Origin of the sequence: Mycobacteroides sp. H001, assembly GCF_001440005.1 — a bacterium.
Lineage (GTDB): Bacteria > Actinomycetota > Actinomycetes > Mycobacteriales > Mycobacteriaceae > Mycobacterium > Mycobacterium gwanakae.
Genome location: NZ_LJYH01000021.1, coordinates 28,886 through 45,128 on the forward strand (window position 1 = coordinate 28,886; position 16,243 = coordinate 45,128).

At 64.5% G+C, this 16,243-nt stretch carries 13 protein-coding genes; 10 read left to right on the forward strand and 3 right to left on the reverse strand.

All coding sequences use genetic code 11. The features are described 5' to 3' along the window. Positions 1-18: 18 nt before the first annotated feature. Entirely contained in the window at positions 19-309 is a 291-nt protein-coding gene (locus AOT83_RS02035; protein WP_057963757.1) for a chorismate mutase, read from the reverse strand. Positions 310-670: 361 nt separating this feature from the next. On the opposite strand from AOT83_RS02035, the gene pcrA reads away from it, so the two are divergent. Beyond that, a complete protein-coding gene (gene pcrA / locus AOT83_RS02040) occupies positions 671-3,025 on the forward strand; it encodes a DNA helicase PcrA (RefSeq protein ID WP_196327683.1) in 2,355 nt (784 codons plus the stop codon). Positions 3,026-3,081: 56 nt separating this feature from the next. On the opposite strand, the gene AOT83_RS02045 is transcribed toward pcrA, so the two are convergent. Beyond that, positions 3,082-4,128, reverse strand: a complete 1,047-nt coding sequence (locus AOT83_RS02045; RefSeq protein WP_057963759.1) for a M23 family metallopeptidase — start codon at positions 4,126-4,128, stop codon at positions 3,082-3,084. Positions 4,129-4,550: 422 nt separating this feature from the next. Between AOT83_RS02045 and sucC the strand changes: the two genes are divergently transcribed. The 3 genes from sucC (at position 4,551) to AOT83_RS02060 (ending at position 7,525) form a co-directional block, all read left to right on the forward strand. Further along, on the forward strand, positions 4,551-5,714 hold the full coding sequence (gene sucC / locus AOT83_RS02050; protein WP_030094507.1) for an ADP-forming succinate--CoA ligase subunit beta: 1,164 nt from the start codon (positions 4,551-4,553) through the stop codon (positions 5,712-5,714). A 14-nt stretch (positions 5,715-5,728) separates the two neighbouring features. Continuing rightward, positions 5,729-6,631: a succinate--CoA ligase subunit alpha gene (sucD, locus tag AOT83_RS02055; protein ID WP_030094508.1), complete on the forward strand. Its 903-nt coding sequence runs from the start codon at positions 5,729-5,731 to the stop codon at positions 6,629-6,631. A 291-nt stretch (positions 6,632-6,922) separates the two neighbouring features. Continuing rightward, entirely contained in the window at positions 6,923-7,525 is a 603-nt protein-coding gene (locus AOT83_RS02060) for a hypothetical protein (protein ID WP_057963760.1), read from the forward strand. Here AOT83_RS02060 and AOT83_RS02065 read toward each other — a convergent pair. Then, complete coding sequence (locus AOT83_RS02065; protein ID WP_057963761.1) at positions 7,522-8,370, reverse strand: LLM class F420-dependent oxidoreductase; 849 nt, start codon at positions 8,368-8,370, stop codon at positions 7,522-7,524. The genes AOT83_RS02060 and AOT83_RS02065 overlap by 4 nt on opposite strands. 119 nt (positions 8,371-8,489) lie before the next feature. Between AOT83_RS02065 and sfnG the strand changes: the two genes are divergently transcribed. From sfnG to AOT83_RS02095, 6 genes are all read left to right on the forward strand, one after another. Then, a complete protein-coding gene (sfnG, locus tag AOT83_RS02070) occupies positions 8,490-9,611 on the forward strand; it encodes a dimethylsulfone monooxygenase SfnG (protein ID WP_057963762.1) in 1,122 nt (373 codons plus the stop codon). 125 nt (positions 9,612-9,736) lie between these two features. After that, positions 9,737-10,750 carry a DUF5336 domain-containing protein gene (locus AOT83_RS02075; protein WP_057963763.1) on the forward strand — a complete coding sequence of 338 codons (1,014 nt, stop codon included), beginning with the start codon at positions 9,737-9,739 and terminating at the stop codon, positions 10,748-10,750. 27 nt (positions 10,751-10,777) lie between these two features. Then, positions 10,778-12,109 (forward strand): DUF6350 family protein, encoded by a 1,332-nt coding sequence (locus tag AOT83_RS02080; RefSeq protein WP_057963764.1) that lies wholly within the window; start codon positions 10,778-10,780, stop codon positions 12,107-12,109. After that, complete coding sequence (purN, locus tag AOT83_RS02085) at positions 12,106-12,804, forward strand: phosphoribosylglycinamide formyltransferase (protein ID WP_081343701.1); 699 nt, start codon at positions 12,106-12,108, stop codon at positions 12,802-12,804. Before AOT83_RS02080 ends, purN begins: the two co-directional genes overlap by 4 nt. Beyond that, entirely contained in the window at positions 12,801-14,354 is a 1,554-nt protein-coding gene (gene purH, locus AOT83_RS02090; protein ID WP_057963765.1) for a bifunctional phosphoribosylaminoimidazolecarboxamide formyltransferase/IMP cyclohydrolase, read from the forward strand. Before purN ends, purH begins: the two co-directional genes overlap by 4 nt. Positions 14,355-14,376: 22 nt before the next feature. After that, the gene (locus AOT83_RS02095; RefSeq protein ID WP_057963766.1) at positions 14,377-16,224 is read left to right on the forward strand and encodes an ABC transporter ATP-binding protein/permease; all 1,848 of its coding nucleotides are present in this window, start codon (positions 14,377-14,379) and stop codon (positions 16,222-16,224) included. The last annotated feature ends 19 nt before the right edge of the window (positions 16,225-16,243 follow it).

Here is a 16,243-nt window from a genome sequence, read left to right on the forward strand (position 1 = left end):
CCGCCGGGATGCGCCGGATCAGTGTCCCAATCTGCCGCGACCCAGACGCAGCAGCAGCATGGCCAGAGTATGGCCTTCCTGGCCCAGTTCGCTGAAGCGCTCGAGAACCTTCATCTCGCGGCTGTGCACAAGGCGCGGGCCACCCGATGCCATCCGGGCCTTGCCGATTTCGCGGGAGACCTCGGTGCGGCGCTTGATCGCGGCGAGGATCTCCGCGTCGAGCCGGTCGATCTCCTTGCGCAGCTCATCGATGTCCGGCACGGACTCGGCAGCGTTGTTGGCGGCGTTCTCGGTCATTTGAGTAGTCATTCTGTCTCACACTTTCTCTTGGAGCGGTTCGATCCGCAATGCCGCCCCGGAATCCGGCCTCACAAGAGAGGAGCCCCGTAGTCCGGTAGCGGACTGCGGGGCTCGTGAATCGGCTAGACCACGGGCACCGGAGTCCGGTACCCGTAAAAAAATCGCTCGTGGTGGTCAAGCACATCACAGAGTGTAGCTGACATGCGGCGAACGCCGATGCGAGGAGCATCAGGCCAAGATTGTCCCTCGTCAGCGGTAAGTTAGATCGGTCATGGCTACACCTGATTCTCTTCGCTCCAGCGGTTCATCGGCCCTTCCCGAGCCCGCGCTCTTCGACATGCCCAGCGACTCGAGCTCGCACAGCGACGCCTTGCTCGACGGCCTGAACCCGCAGCAGCGGGCCGCCGTCGCACACCAGGGGTCGCCGCTGCTGATCGTCGCCGGCGCCGGGTCCGGGAAGACCGCGGTGTTGACCCGTCGCATCGCTTACCTCCTGGCCGAGCGCGACGTGAGCCCAGGTCAGATCCTGGCCATCACCTTCACCAACAAGGCCGCCGCCGAGATGCGTGAGCGCGTGGCGAACCTCGTGGGCCGGCGTGCCAACTCCATGTGGGTCTCGACCTTCCACTCCAGCTGCGTGCGCATCCTGCGGAACCAGGCTTCTCTGCTGCCCGGACTGAACTCCAACTTCTCGATCTACGACTCCGATGACTCCCGGCGACTGCTGCAGATGATCGGGCGCGATATGAGCCTGGACATCAAGCGCTACTCACCACGCCTGCTGGCCACCGCCATCTCCAACCTGAAGAACGAGCTCATCTCGCCGGAGCAGGCGGTGGCCAACCTCAGCATCGACGACGATGCCGGTGAGCTGCGCCGAATCGTCGCCGACGTGTACGGCGAATATCAGCGGCGCCTGCGTGCGGCCAATGCTCTGGACTTCGACGACCTCATCGGTGAAACCGTGGCCGTGCTGCAGCAGTTCCCGCAGATCGCGCAGTTCTACCGCCGCAAGTTCCGGCACATCCTGGTTGACGAGTACCAGGACACCAACCATGCCCAGTACGTGTTGGTCCGCGAATTAGTGGGTGCTCACGTGGACCGCACGGTTGATCCGGACAGCCCGGAACCGGCGGAGCTGTGCGTGGTGGGCGACGCCGACCAGTCCATCTACGCGTTCCGCGGTGCCACGATTCGCAACATCGAGGAATTCGAGCGCGACTACCCCAACGCGAAAACCATTCTGCTGGAACAGAACTATCGATCCACGCAGAACATATTGAGTGCTGCCAACGCTGTTATCGCCAAGAACACCAACCGTAGAGAGAAGCGGTTGTGGACTGATTCCGGTGAGGGCGAGCTGATCGTGGGCTACGTCGCGGACAACGAACACGACGAGGCGTCGTTCATCGCCCGGGAGATCGACGGACTTTTCGATCGCAGCGACGCCAACTACGGCGACGTCGCGGTGTTCTATCGCACCAACAACAACTCCCGGTCGCTTGAAGAGATTTTCATTCGAACCGGCATTCCGTACAAAGTCGTTGGGGGAGTGCGGTTCTACGAGCGTAAGGAAATCCGCGACATCGTCGCGTACCTACGAGTGCTGACCAATCCGGGTGATGCGGTGAGCCTGCGGAGAATCCTCAACACCCCGCGCCGGGGTATCGGTGACCGGGCCGAGGCGTGCGTGGCCGTGCACGCCGAAACCGCGGGCATCGGTTTCGGAGAAGCGCTCGCAGACGCCGCGGCAGGCAAGGTCGCGATGCTGAACTCTCGCTCCGAGAAGGCAATTGCCGCCTTCATGGATATGCTCGACGAGATTCGCGCCACGTTGCGCACTGACCCTGGGGCATTGCCCGATATCGGTGATGTGGTTGACGCCGTGCTCAACCACACCGGATATCGATATGAGCTGGAGAACAGCAGCGACCCGCAAGAGTTGGCACGACTCGACAACCTCAACGAATTGGTCAGTGTTGCACACGAATTCAGTGCTGATGCGGCCAACGCCCAGGCGGCCGGTGAGGATCTGCCGGTCGACGACGAGGATGTCGGCGCGCCCCCGGGAAGCCTGGAAGCGTTCCTGGAACGGGTGTCGCTGGTGGCCGATGCCGACGAACTGCCCGAATCCACCGCCGGCGTGGTCACGATGATGACCCTGCACACGGCCAAGGGGCTGGAATTCCCGGTGGTCTTCGTGACCGGCTGGGAAGACGGCATGTTCCCGCATATGCGTGCCCTGGGTGATCCTGTAGAGCTGGCCGAGGAACGTCGGCTCGCCTACGTCGGGATCACGCGCGCCCGCCAGCGTCTGTACCTGAGCCGGGCCAAGGTGCGTTCATCCTGGGGGCAGCCCATGATGAACCCGGAATCGCGCTTCCTGCAAGAGATTCCGCAAGACCTGATCGATTGGCGGCGCACCGACCCGCTGCCTGGCCGTATCGCGACGGGCTCCGGAAGCTACGGCGGCGGTGGCTACGGGTCCAGCGGATCGCGCGGAGGATTTGGCGGTGGCGGCGGTTCGTTGGGCGCTCCCTCCAAGAAGCGCACCAAGCCGCTGCTGGTGCTGGAGCCCGGTGATCGCGTGAGCCATGACAAGTACGGGCTGGGCAAGGTCATGGAGGTCACCGGTGTCGGCGAGAGTGCCACATCGCTTATCGACTTCGGCAGTGACGGACGTGTGAAGCTGATGCACAACTTCGCGCCCGTCCAGAAGCTCTAGAACAAAAACACCGGGCGTGAGCCTCGATGCTCACACCCGGTGTTGAAAGCCGTGTATCAGTCGCCGAAGCGGCTGAAGGTGATGCCCTTGTTGGCCAGCCAGCCCTGCGGGTCGATGCGCTGCGAACCACCCAGCAGCACTTCGAAATGCAGGTGCGGGCCGGTGGAGTTACCGCGGTTACCGATGGTGGCGATGCGATCGCCCGCCATCACGCGCTGACCCACCGATACTTCCCACGTGTTGATGTGGCCGTACAGGGTCACGGTGCCGTCCGAGTGGCGGATCTTGACCCAGGCGCCGTAACCGGCGGTCGGGCCCGTCGCGATGACGACGCCGTCGGCTGCGGCCACGATCGGCGTGCCGATGCTGTTGGCGATATCGATGCCGCCGTGCAGCGCACCCCAGCGGTATCCGAAGCCGGAGGTGAAGGTTCCGTTGGTCGGCATCACGAAGCGCGGAGCCAGCAGACGCTTCTCGCGGTCCGCCCGCTCGGAAGCGAAGGCGGTGGCCTTCGCCAGCTGCTCGTCGGTGACCGAGGCGTCGGTGGCCAGCGGAGCGGAGATCAACTGCGGTCCGTGGGCGGCCATCACCGCTGCGGAGCTACCCAGCGCGAGGCTGTGATGATCAGCGGCTGTCGCGGCATCGTGCTCGCTGAGCGCGGTGTATCCGGCGGCGGCAGCGGCGCCAGCGGCCATGGCCGCCAGGGCGATGCGTGTCTTGCCTACCTGGCCGATCTCGCGGCGGCGGTGCACGCCTCCGCTGCTGATCCGGGGCAGCTTGTCGGTGGGGGTATCACGGGGGTCTCTGGTGCGTGCGGCAGAGGCGGCGAACCAGTCCGCGGTGGCCTCGATGGAGGCGCGAATCCGATCGGACTCGTCGGTGTCCTCTTCCCAGTCCTGCTCGATCTGATCGAGAGCGGTCTGTTGCTCGGCCTCGGCGCCCTCTTCTGGGGCGTCCTCGTAGACGTCGTAGTCCTCGAGCTCTGGGCGCTCTAGCGCGTCACTCAGGCCGAACTCGTCGATCGGCACGATGTTGGTGATCTCGTTCTCGGTCGGTGCCGTGCTCCGACCACCACGCGTGCGTGTCGTTCGATGCTGTGTCAAAACCCTGCCAGTCTTCCGTTCGGCGTCACGACCTAGCGTGACCAAAACGTGATCTAACCCAAGAGAAGGTAACGGTTGGGCAAGGGGAGTCGCAACTCAATGCGTGGAAACGCATATAAATGTGACTTGTGTCACGAAGTCGCTGATAGGGCTCCCGAGCCCGGGCATCGTTGCCGAATCTCGCCGGGGCTACCTCACCACAGATCACGGCCGTATGGCGACCCCTCGTGACCGAACTGAAACCGGTTACAGATGCGTTCGAGTCCTGCCAACGGGTGGCCAGCGGGTGAATTCTGCGGGTGACCAGGTGGTGAATTCGGCCACTTACTCAGAAGTAGTGAGGGGCCTCGCTGTGGCCTTGGCTACAGTCCCTAGTGCAATAGTGCCGACCCGACGTTCGACGAGGAAGATGGGCTAGCTAGATGGATTTATTCGAGTACCAGGCCAAGGAGCTGTTCGCTAAGCACAACGTGCCGACGACGCCGGGCCGGGTTACCACCACCGCAGAGGATGCCAAGGCGATCGCCGAGGAAATCGGCAAGCCAGTGATGATCAAGGCACAGGTCAAGGTCGGTGGACGTGGCAAGGCCGGTGGCGTGAAGTACGCCGCCACTCCCGATGACGCTTTCACTCACGCAGAGAACATCCTGGGCCTGGACATCAAGGGCCACATCGTCAAGAAGATCCTCGTCGCCGAGGCCAGCGATATCGCCGAGGAGTACTACATCTCCTTCTTGCTGGATCGCGCTAACCGCACCTACCTGGCTATGTGCTCGGTCGAGGGTGGCGTGGAAATCGAAGTGACCGCCGAGGAGAACCCCGACGCGCTGGCCAAGGTGCCGGTCGACGCGGTCAAGGGCGTTGACTTGGCTCTGGCGCGCGAGATCGCCGAGAAGGGCAAGCTGCCCGCCGAGGTGCTGGACTCCGCCGCGGTGACCATTCAGAAGCTCTGGGAGGTGTTCGTCGGTGAGGACGCCACCCTGGTGGAGGTCAACCCGCTGGTGCGCACCCCCGACAACCAGATCCTGGCGCTGGACGGCAAGGTGACCCTGGACGGCAACGCCGACTTCCGTCAGCCCGGCCACGCCGAGTTCGAAGACAAGGACGCCACCGATCCGCTGGAGCTCAAGGCCAAGGAGCACGACCTCAACTACGTCAAGCTTGACGGCCAGGTCGGCATCATCGGTAACGGCGCGGGTCTGGTCATGTCCACCCTGGACGTGGTGGCCTACGCCGGTGAGAACCACAACGGCGTGAAGCCCGCCAACTTCCTGGACATCGGCGGTGGCGCCTCGGCCGAGGTGATGGCCGCCGGTCTCGACGTCATCCTGGGCGACTCGCAGGTCAAGAGCGTCTTCGTCAACGTGTTCGGTGGCATCACCGCATGCGATGCGGTTGCCAACGGCATCGTCGGAGCCCTCAAGACCCTCGGCGACACGGCCAGCAAGCCGCTGGTGGTCCGTCTCGACGGCAACAAGGTCGAAGAAGGACGGGCGATCCTGGCCGAGTTCAACCATCCGCTGGTTATCCAGGCCGAGACCATGGACGCCGGTGCCGACAAGGCCGCCGAGCTGGCGAGCAAGTAAGGGAGCTTGAATCAATGTCCATTTTCCTGAACAAAGAATCCAAGGTCATCGTCCAGGGCATCACCGGCGGCGAGGGCACCAAGCACACCGCGCTGATGCTCAAGGCCGGTACTCAGGTCGTGGGTGGCGTCAACGCCCGCAAGGCCGGAACCACCGTGTCGCACAAGGACGCCGACGGCAACGATGTCGAGCTGCCGGTGTTCGGCAGTGTGGCCGAAGCCATCAAGGAGACCGGCGCCGACGTGTCGATCGCCTTCGTGCCGCCCGCGTTCTCCAAGGACGCGATCATTGAGGCCATCGACGCCGAGATCCCGCTGCTGGTTGTCATCACCGAGGGAATCCCGGTGCAGGACAGTGCATATGCGTGGGCCTACAACGTCGAGAAGGGCAACAAGACCCGCATCATCGGGCCCAACTGCCCCGGCATCATCACCCCCGGCGAGGCCCTGGTGGGTATCACCCCCAACAACATCACCGGCACCGGTCCGGTCGGTCTGGTGTCCAAGTCCGGCACCCTGACCTACCAGATGATGTACGAGCTGCGCGATTTCGGTTTCTCGACCGCCATCGGCATCGGCGGCGACCCGGTTATCGGCACCACCCACATCGACGCCATCGAGGCGTTCGAGAAGGACCCGGAGACCAAGATCATCGTCATGATCGGTGAGATCGGTGGCGACGCCGAGGAGCGCGCGGCCGACTACATCAAGGCCAACGTGTCCAAGCCGGTCGTCGGCTACGTCGCGGGCTTCACTGCCCCCGAGGGCAAGACCATGGGTCACGCCGGCGCCATCGTGTCCGGCAGCTCGGGTACCGCCCAGGCCAAGAAGGAGGCCCTTGAGGCCGCCGGTGTGAAGGTCGGCAAGACGCCGTCCGAGACCGCCAAGCTGGCTCGCGAGATCCTGCAGAGCCTGTAGCGGCTTCTTACGCGAGGGCCCCGACCGGATTTCCGGTTGGGGCCCTTGTCGTTTCGCCGAGCGCATACCTGGTGCAGCTGATTCGGGCCTGGGCGCCGCGTACGGTATGCGCTCGCGCTCGGCCTGTCCTTGGTGAAATTTGGTCCGCGGCAGGGTAATTCGCCCCTCTGAAGACACTGAATCTCCTGGCAGGCGATATTCGGTTTCATTCAATGAGATTGTGTGACTTACGCATGAACAATCAGATGACGCTGCCTGTGAACCGCTGATCAGCGGCTATCTTCTCGATTCGTGGACCTCTCGTTCGACACATCCGGACTGGTGCCGAGTGAGGATGGTTGGTACGACCCGGCGACGGGCGATCAGTTCTGGGTCTCCCACTCGCGCGGCGCTTACCTGTCGGTGCCACTGGACGATCTGAACGCCGTGCGCCGCGCGCTTGTCGAGGCGGTGCTCAAACGCCGTGCGGGCGTGATCGAAGCGTACATCGTCGGCGTCGATACGCTGCCCGGCCTGCTATATGTGGTGAAGGTTCCGAAAACCGATGCCCCGCAGGGGCTCACCTTCATGGCCTCGATAGTTGTTCCGCGCGCCCATTCGTATGCGATGGTCTGCGGGGCATTCGCGGAGGGGCCGGTGACCGGGGTGCGCGAGGCGGCCGTGCTCGAGGAGCTGTTGGCGGCTGGTGGTCCGTCGTCGAAAATGTGGCCGCCGCATCCCTACGCACCCGATCTGGAGCCGGGCATTCCGTACAACATCGCCGACGAAATACGTTGGGACATAAGGTTCCCTGACCATCCGCTGTCGCGCCTGCGGCGATGGGTGGCAAGGGTGACGCCAACCATCGGCGTGGAGCAGAAGTTCGCCGCGCTGCCGCCGTTCTCGGTGCCTTAGGCGAATGCGGCCAGTTTCCCGGACAACCGCTCGATGTACGCCCGCACCTCTTCCTCGGAGCGGTCGGGCATCCCGAAGATCGCCTCGGTGACACCCAGCTCGCGCCAGGCGGCGAGTTGTTCGGGGTCCGGCTTGCCTGCCAGTACGTAGATCAGCGGGTCGCCTTCACGGCCTGCCGCCACCCATTCCGCCTTGAGTGCCACAATCTTGCCGGTGATGTCCTCGTCGCGCGGGGTGGACATCCAGCCGTCGGCGTTCTTGGCGATCCACTTGAAGTTCTTCTCGGTGCCGCCCGCGCCCACGATCACCGGCACATGCTTCTGCACGGTCTTGGGCCAGGCCCAGCTGGGGCCGAAATTCACGAATTCGCCTGAGTAGCTGGCTTCTTCGTTTTCCCACAGCTTGCGCATTGCCTCGATGTACTCGCGCAGCATGGTGCGGCGCCGCCCTGCGGGAACGTTGTGGTCGGCCAGCTCGTCGGTGTTCCAGCCGTATCCGACACCGACGGTGACCCGGCCACCGCTCATGTGGTCAAGGGTGGCAATCGATTTGGCAAGGGTGATGGGATCGTGCTCGACGGGGATCGCGACCGCGGTCGCGAGCCGGATCTTCGTCGTGACCGCACACGCGGCGCCGAGGGACACCCAGGGGTCCAGGGTGCGCATGTAGCGGTCGTCGGGCAGTTCCGCGCCGCCGGTGCCGGGGTGGGCGGCCTCGCGCTTAACGGGGATGTGTGTGTGCTCGGGCACGTAGAAGGTGCTGAACCCGCCGTCCTCGGCGGCCTTGGCGGCGATGTCCGGCGAGATGCCGCGGTCACTGGTGAACAGAACGAGGCCGTAGTCCATCCACCAATTAGAACGTGTTCCAGTTTTGTTGTCGAGGGTGGGGCCCAAATGGCGCGGGGAACGGATCACGGTGAGTAAGACGGATGACCGTCCGCGGGGTTCGCTGTTTGCATAACTCCGTGACGACCGAACGGATATCTGACCACGTCAAATTCGCGTACTGGGTCCCCAATGTCAGCGGTGGCCTGGTCACCAGCACCATCGAGCAGCGCACGGACTGGGGTTACGACTACAACGTCACCCTGGCGCGCACGGCCGAGAACAACGGCTTCGAGTACGCGCTCACTCAGGTGCGTTACGAGGCCAGCTATGGCGCCGAGTACCAGCACGAGTCCACCAGCTTCTCTCTTGCTCTGCTGCTGGCCACCGAGCGCCTCAAGGTGATCGCCGCCGTCCACCCCGGGCTCTGGCAGCCGGGCGTGCTCGCCAAGCTGGGCGCAACCGCCGACCACCTTTCCGGCGGTCGCTTCGCCGTCAACGTGGTATCCGGATGGTTCAAGGACGAGTTCACTCACCTGGGTGAACCGTGGCTGGAGCACGACGAGAGGTACCGCCGAAGTGGCGAGTTCCTCCAGGTGCTGCGCAAGATCTGGACCGAGGACGACGTCGACTTCCGGGGCGATTTCTATCGGATCCACGACTTCACGCTGAAGCCGAAGCCACTTCACACGCCCGAGCTGTTCCAGGGAGGCAACTCCACGGCCGCGCGGCGCAACGGTGGCCTGTACTCCGACTGGTACTTCTCCAACGGCAAGGACTTCGCGGGTATCACCGATCAGATAGTGGAGGTCCGCGACCACGCCCGCACCGTCGGACGCGAAGTCAGCGTCGGGCTCAACGGTTTCATCATCGCCAGAGACACCGAGGCCGAAGCGCGCGAGGTCCTGCGGGAAATCGTCGCGAAGGCCAATCGCCCCGCCGTCGAGGGCTTCCGCGCGGCCGTACAGCAGGCAGGCTCGGCCACCGGCGACAAGAAGGGCATGTGGGCGGATTCCTCGTTCGAGGATCTGGTGCAGTACAACGACGGATTCCGGACCCAGCTCATCGGCACCCCGGAACAGATCGCTGAGCGGATCGTCGCGTACCGCAGGCGGGGTGTGGACCTGATCCTGGGCGGCTTCCTGCACTTCCAGGAGGAGATCGAATACTTCGGCGCCAAGGTGCTGCCACTGGTCCGCGAGATCGAGGCAGCCGATGCTCAGGAAACCCACAGCGAATATCGCGTACCGGTTTTGAGCTAACGGATGTGCCTCGGCCGTGTCTGGCCTTGTCTCGGCTTGTCCTTGCCCCGGCCGGGGCAAAGGTGCAGTAGCGTGGAGGCGATCCACCCCGAGACCACGACCGAAACCGTGATGTAGGAGATGTAATGACGTATTCGACCGGTGGGCCCGGATACCAGCCCGCGCAGCCGTCCAATCCGTACGGCACCCCGTCCTTTGTGGCCGAGCCCAACACGGGCGCGCTAGGGGTTTACCTGCCCGGTGGTGTCCTGGTGCTGAGCCTGATCGGCTTCATTGCCGGCTTCGGGCCGTTCTACACCGGGAAGGCCAGCTCGGGGACGTCGGGAAGCTTCGGCGGATTCGACCTCCTGGCTCTGTCGCCGGTCTTCGGCTTCGCTCAGTTCGCGCTGTTGCTCGCCGGTCTGACCGCGGGAGTCTCGCTCCTCTCCGGCAAGGACGACAAGCAGGCGCCCGTCGCCATCCTGTCGATCGTGGGTTTCCTCTTTGTCCTTGGCGGTCTGTTCGGCAACCCGTTCGCGGCCGCCTTCGGTGAGGTCGGTATCGGATGGGGCCTGATCACGCTCGCCGTGGTGTCCGGCCTGCAGGCCGCGGCCGCCGTCTATGCCCTGCTCAGCGAGGTCGGCGTGGTGAAGGCCAAGACTGCCTCGCCCGCGACCAATCCGTTCGGTAGCCAGTACCAGCCGCAGCAGAGCCAGTACTACACCCCGGCGCAGCAGCAGCCCCAGCAGCAACTGCCCAAGCAGGGGCAGGGCTACGGTCAGGCCGGTGCTCAGGGGTACGGCCAGCAGCAGGGCTTCGGCCAGCAGCCCGCCCCGAGCTACGGCCAGGCCGGTGCTCAGGGGTACGGCCAGCAGCAGCCCGCGCCTGCCGCTCCGCCGTCGTACGGTGGCTACGGTCAGCAGCAGCCGCAGTCAGCGCCGCCGACCCCGCCGCAGGGCTTTAGCAGCTCCGGCTTCACTCCGCCGTCAGCGCAGCCGAGCCAGCAGGCCGGATCCTCCCAGCCGACTCAGCAGTACCCGACCTTCGGTGGTGCCAGTGGTCAGGCTCCCGGAGGCGAGCAGGGCGGCGCGGGCGCTAGCAGTGGTTCGTCCTCTGCCAGCGGTGACGATCTGTTCGGCACCTCGCGTCCTTCCAACTAAGACTGTGTTTACTGCCGTGATCGGCGCGTGAATCAAACCTCGCGCGCCAATCCCGCACAGGCTCGCGCACTGCTGACGGTTGCCTTTGGCCCGTCAGCAGTTGCGTTGGTAGTCATTGCGGCAATCGTCTTGGTGCAGTTGGTAATTGCCAATAGCGACATGACCGGGACGTTCGGTGCGGTGGCCAGCATGTGGCTGGGCACTCACCTGGTACCCATCTCGATCGGTGGGCGAGTCATCGAGGTGCTGCCGCTGTTGCCGACGGCGGCGATGGTTTGGGGCGTTGCGCGAACGGTCGCCTCGACGATCGCGCCCACCGCTTCCTGGTATGTGATCCGGTGGGTGATCGCCTCGGCGCTGGCCGGTCCGCTCTTGATGACGGCGATATCGCTGGCGATCATTCATGACGCATCGACGGTGCTGACGCAGCTGCAATCACCGAATGCCTTGCGCGCATTCGGTTCTGTCCTCGGAGTCCATGCCGCCGGTGCGATTGCCGGCGTATTGCTGCGGGTCGGCAGACGGCTCGCGGCGCTCCTACAGCTGCCGTCATGGCCCATGGACGCGGTCCGCGGCGCCGTCGCCGGGGTACTCGCACTCTTCGGACTGTCCGCGGCCGTGACGGCGGGGTCTTTGGTGGTCCACTGGGCGACGATGGACCAGCTTTACTCGGTCACCAACGATTTTGTGGGTCAGCTGAGCCTGACGCTGTTGGCGATCCTCTACGCGCCCAACGTCATTCTGGGTGCCTGCGCACTGGCGGTCGGATCAAGCGCGAACGTGGGTACCGCGGCCTTTAGCGCGTTCGCCGTTTTCGGTGGACAGCTGCCAGCGGTGCCGATCCTGGCAGCGGTCCCCACGCCACCTCTTGGTCCCGCGTGGGTGGCCCTGATGATCATCGGTGCGGTGTCCGGGGTGGCCGTCGGTCAGCAATGCGCGCGCCGGCCCGTTCCGTGGCCGACGGCGATCCACAAGGTGGTCGCGGCGGCACTGCTCGCGGCATCATTCCTGGCGATCGTCGGAAAGCTCGCCGGCGGGCAGCTGGGGAACTTCGGACGCCTGGGGATCGATCAGGGCACGTTCGGCCCTGGGGTGTTCTTCTGGTTCCTGGTCATCGGCCTGTTGACGGTGTTCATGCTGGGCGGAGCCACCCGTCTTCCGGCTAAGGCACGGCCAGAGCCAGAGCCAGAGCCCGAACCCGAGCCAGAAGCAGAACCGGAAACGGAGCTAGAGCCGGAACCGGTGCCTGAGCCGGAACCCGAATCCGAGCCGGAAGTGGGGGGCGAACCGGACCCGGAGGCCCAGACCCAACCTCAGGCCGAGAGTGACTCCAGCGACCCTCCGGAACAGGCCAAGTGACCAGTCCGGCTACGCTCAGCGGCGTGTCGGTGTCGGATTCTCCTCGTGCGGGTGGCTCTTCGGAGCCCACGTCGCCCGTTGAGATCGCCCCATCTGCCCCGGCACGCGTCGTGGTCCTGGCCTCCGGCACCGGAAGCCTGCTGCGCTCCCTGCTTGACGCGGCTACGGATGACTTCCCGGCCCGGATCGTCGCCGTAGGCACCGACCGGCAATGCGCGGCCGTCGATATCGCCACCGGCGCGCAGCTGCCCAGCTACACCGTGCGGCTCTCCGACTACGACTCCCGTGAAGAATGGGATGCTGCCATCACCGACGCCACGGCCGCTCACTGGCCCGATCTGGTGGTCTCGGCCGGATTCATGAAGATACTTGGGCCACGGTTTCTTTCACAGTTCTTGGGGCGGGTCATCAACACCCATCCCGCGCTGTTGCCGTCGTTCCCCGGTGCGCATGCCGTCCCCGATGCTCTGGCGCATGGGGTCAAGGTGACCGGTTGTACGGTGCATCTGGTCGATGACGGGATGGACACCGGGCCGATCCTTGCCCAGCAGGCGGTCGCCGTGCACGGGGATGACGACGAGGCCAGTTTGCATGAACGTATCAAGGTAGTGGAACGCGCGCTGCTGGTAGATGTGCTGGCCGCGGTGGCCACCAGAGGTTTGATTTGGAACGGAAGAAGGGCCTCCATCAAGTGAGTACGCAGCGACCCGTACGGCGGGCATTGATCAGTGTCTACGACAAGACCGGACTCGAAGAGCTCGCTAGCGGGCTGCACGCCGCCGGTGTAGAACTGGTATCCACCGGATCTACCGCGAAAACCATTGCTGCCGCGTCAATTCCGGTGACACCTGTGGAAGAGGTCACCGGGTTTCCGGAGGTGCTCGATGGCCGGGTGAAGACTTTGCATCCGCATGTGCACGCCGGCGTCTTGGCCGACACCCGCCGCGAGGAGCACCTGACCCAACTCGAGGAGCTGGGCGTCAAGGGCTTCGAGCTGGTGGTCGTGAACCTCTACCCGTTCGCCGCGACGGTGGCCTCGGGCGCCTCCGAGGACGAATGCGTCGAACAAATCGACATCGGTGGCCCCTCGATGGTGCGTGCTGCCGCCAAGAACCACCCGAGCGTGGCGGTGGTCGTGGACCCCGCCTCATACGGTGCGGTCCTGGCTGCGGTCGATGCCGGCGGATTCAGCTTGGAAGCGCGGAAAATCTTGGCGGCCAAGGCATTCCGCCACACTGCCGAGTATGACGTGGCGGTCGCCGGCTGGCTGTCATCCGTGGCGGAGCCCGAGGGTGCCGAGTTGCCCTCATGGATCGGCGGCACGTGGACTCGTTCGGCGGTGCTGCGCTACGGGGAGAACCCGCACCAGCAGGCGGCCCTGTACACCGGTGCCGCGGGGCATGGTCTGGCGCAGGCGGAGCAGCTGCACGGAAAAGAGATGTCGTACAACAACTACACGGATGCCGACGCTGCCTGGCGCGCCGCGTGGGACCAGGACAAGGCCTGCGCCGCCATCATCAAGCATGCCAATCCGTGCGGTATCGCGGTGTCGGACATCTCGATCGCCGATGCGCATCTCAAGGCACACGAATGCGATCCACTGAGTGCCTTCGGCGGCGTCATCGCGGTCAACCGCGAGGTGAGCGTGGAGATGGCCGAGCGGGTCGCCGACATTTTCACCGAGGTGATTGTGGCCCCGGGTTACGAGGACGGCGCCGTGGAGGTGCTGAGCCGCAAGAAGAACGTGCGTCTGCTGCGTGCGACGCCGCCCCAGTCTGGGTACACCGAATGGCGCCAGATCAGCGGTGGCCTGCTCGTGCAGGAGCGCGACGCGCTCGACGCCGCGGGTGACGATCCGGCCAACTGGACATTGGTGGCTGGTACCGCTGTGGACGAGGACACGTTGGCGGACTTGGCGTTTGCCTGGAGGGTGGGGCGGGCCGTCAAGTCCAACGCGATCGTCGTGGCCTCCGGCGGTGCCACCATCGGTGTCGGAATGGGACAGGTCAACCGGGTAGACGCCGCCAAGCTGGCGGTGTCTCGTGGCGGGGATCGAGTCTCCGGTGCGGTAGCGGCCTCGGACGCCTTCTTCCCGTTCCCGGATGGCCTGGAGGTGCTGACGCAGGCCGGAGTTCGAGCGATCGTGCATCCGGGCGGTTCCATGCGCGACGAGTTGGTGACCGATGCTGCTAAGGCTGCCGGAATCACGTTGTACACCACTGGAGCACGTCACTTCGCCCATTAGGGCGCAACGATAGGGAGAGCCCATGGTTCAGCCCAGTTTGGATTGGCCGGGCGAGCCATTGCGCTCTCTGGTGTGGACGCTGCAAGCCTGGGCGGTCACCATGGTGGTATTCCTTGCGGTGGCTTTCGCTATCGCCCGGTTTACCCAATGGGGACAGCAATTCTGGCGAGTCAACGCGCCCTTCTTCCGGGGGCGTGACAGTTGGCGCACGTGGGCATTGCTGGCATTCATCATGTGGCACACGGTGTACATGGCACGCGTGACGGTGATCTTCACGTACCAGTACAAGGACCTGATGAATGCGCTGCAGGTCGGCTCGGAGGCGCTCGTCACCCACAACTCGGCGCTATTGGCCGATGCGCGCCAGGCGTTCTTCACCTCATTCGCGATCAGCGGCATTCTCGTGGTGCTCACGGTCACCTACACCGTGGTCGATTTCTTCCTGCGTAGGGTGTTCGCCATTCGGTGGCGGGTGTGGCTCAACACGCGGCTCGTCGACGACTGGATGAGCAAGGACGCCTTCTACCGCAACCGTTTTCTGGATGTTCCGGTGGAGAACCCCGACCAGCGGATCCAGATCGACATCGAGACGCACACCACCAAATCGGTGGATCTGACGCTCGGTGCGGTGAATAAGACACTGCTGATCGTCATGTTCACCGGGGTGCTGTGGCAGCTCTCGGGTCCGCTGTTGTTGTGGGGAATTGAGATACCCCGAGCCATGGTCTTCATCGCGTTCGTGTTCTCGATCACGGTGACCGTCATCGCATTCTGGATCGGCCGTCCATTGGTGCGGCTGAACTTCTTGAACGAACGGTTCAGCGCGAGTTTCCGGTACGCACTGGTGCGGCTGCGCGATAGCTCCGAACGGGTGGCCTTCTACCGGGGCGGCGAACGTGAACGACGGCTACTGCATTCACGTTTCGGTGAGATCATCGCAAACATGTGGCGCATCGTGTACGCACAGCTGCGCCTCAACGGATGGAACCGCGGTATCGGCGACGTGACCACCGGCATGATCCCGTACATCGTGCAGGCGCCTCGATTCTTCACCGGCCAAATCAAAGTCGGGGACCTGTTGCAGACCGTCGCCGCATTCGGAAACGTCTGTGGCGCAATGTCCTTCTTCCGAGACAGTTATGACGAATTCACCGTCTACCGGGCCGCGCTCCTGCGTATCGATCAGATGCTCGACAGCGATCACCGTGCCCGCGAACTGCCACGGATCAATGTGGCCGGCTCCGACGACGCCCTGATACTCACCGATGTCCAGGTCCGCGATCTGCAGGGGCTGGACATGATCGCGGACCTCAACCTCACGCTGACCGCAGGTGACAGTGTCGTGGTCAAGGGCCCGTCGGGCTGTGGGAAGACCACCTTGCTGCGCAGCCTGGCGCAGCTGTGGCCACAGGCCTCCGGGCTGGTCGAGCGCCCCGACGGGTGGGCGACCCTGTTCCTGCCGCAGCTGCCGTATCTGCCGTTGGGCAACCTGCGCGAAACGGTGGTGTATCCGCTTCCCGTGGAAGATGTTACGGACGAGGAGCTCAAGCAGGCGCTGCGCGATGTCTCGCTCGGGCATCTGACCGAGCGGCTGGATCAGGAAGCCGACTGGGCCGCCGTGCTCTCGCTGGGGGAGCAGCAGCGGGTGTCCTTCGTCAGGGTGCTGCTGGTGCGTCCCACGGTGGTGTTCCTCGACGAGTCGACCTCGGCTCTGGACGAGGGGCTGGAGGATGCGATGTATGCGCTGGTGCGAGAACGGCTACCCGACTGTGTGGTTGTCAGCGTGGGGCACAGGTCGACGATCGACCGTCACCACCGGTCGCGGTTGCAGCTGACCGGCAGCGGCGCATGGGAGCTCTCGCCGGTGTGAATCGAGCCGGGCGGGAACT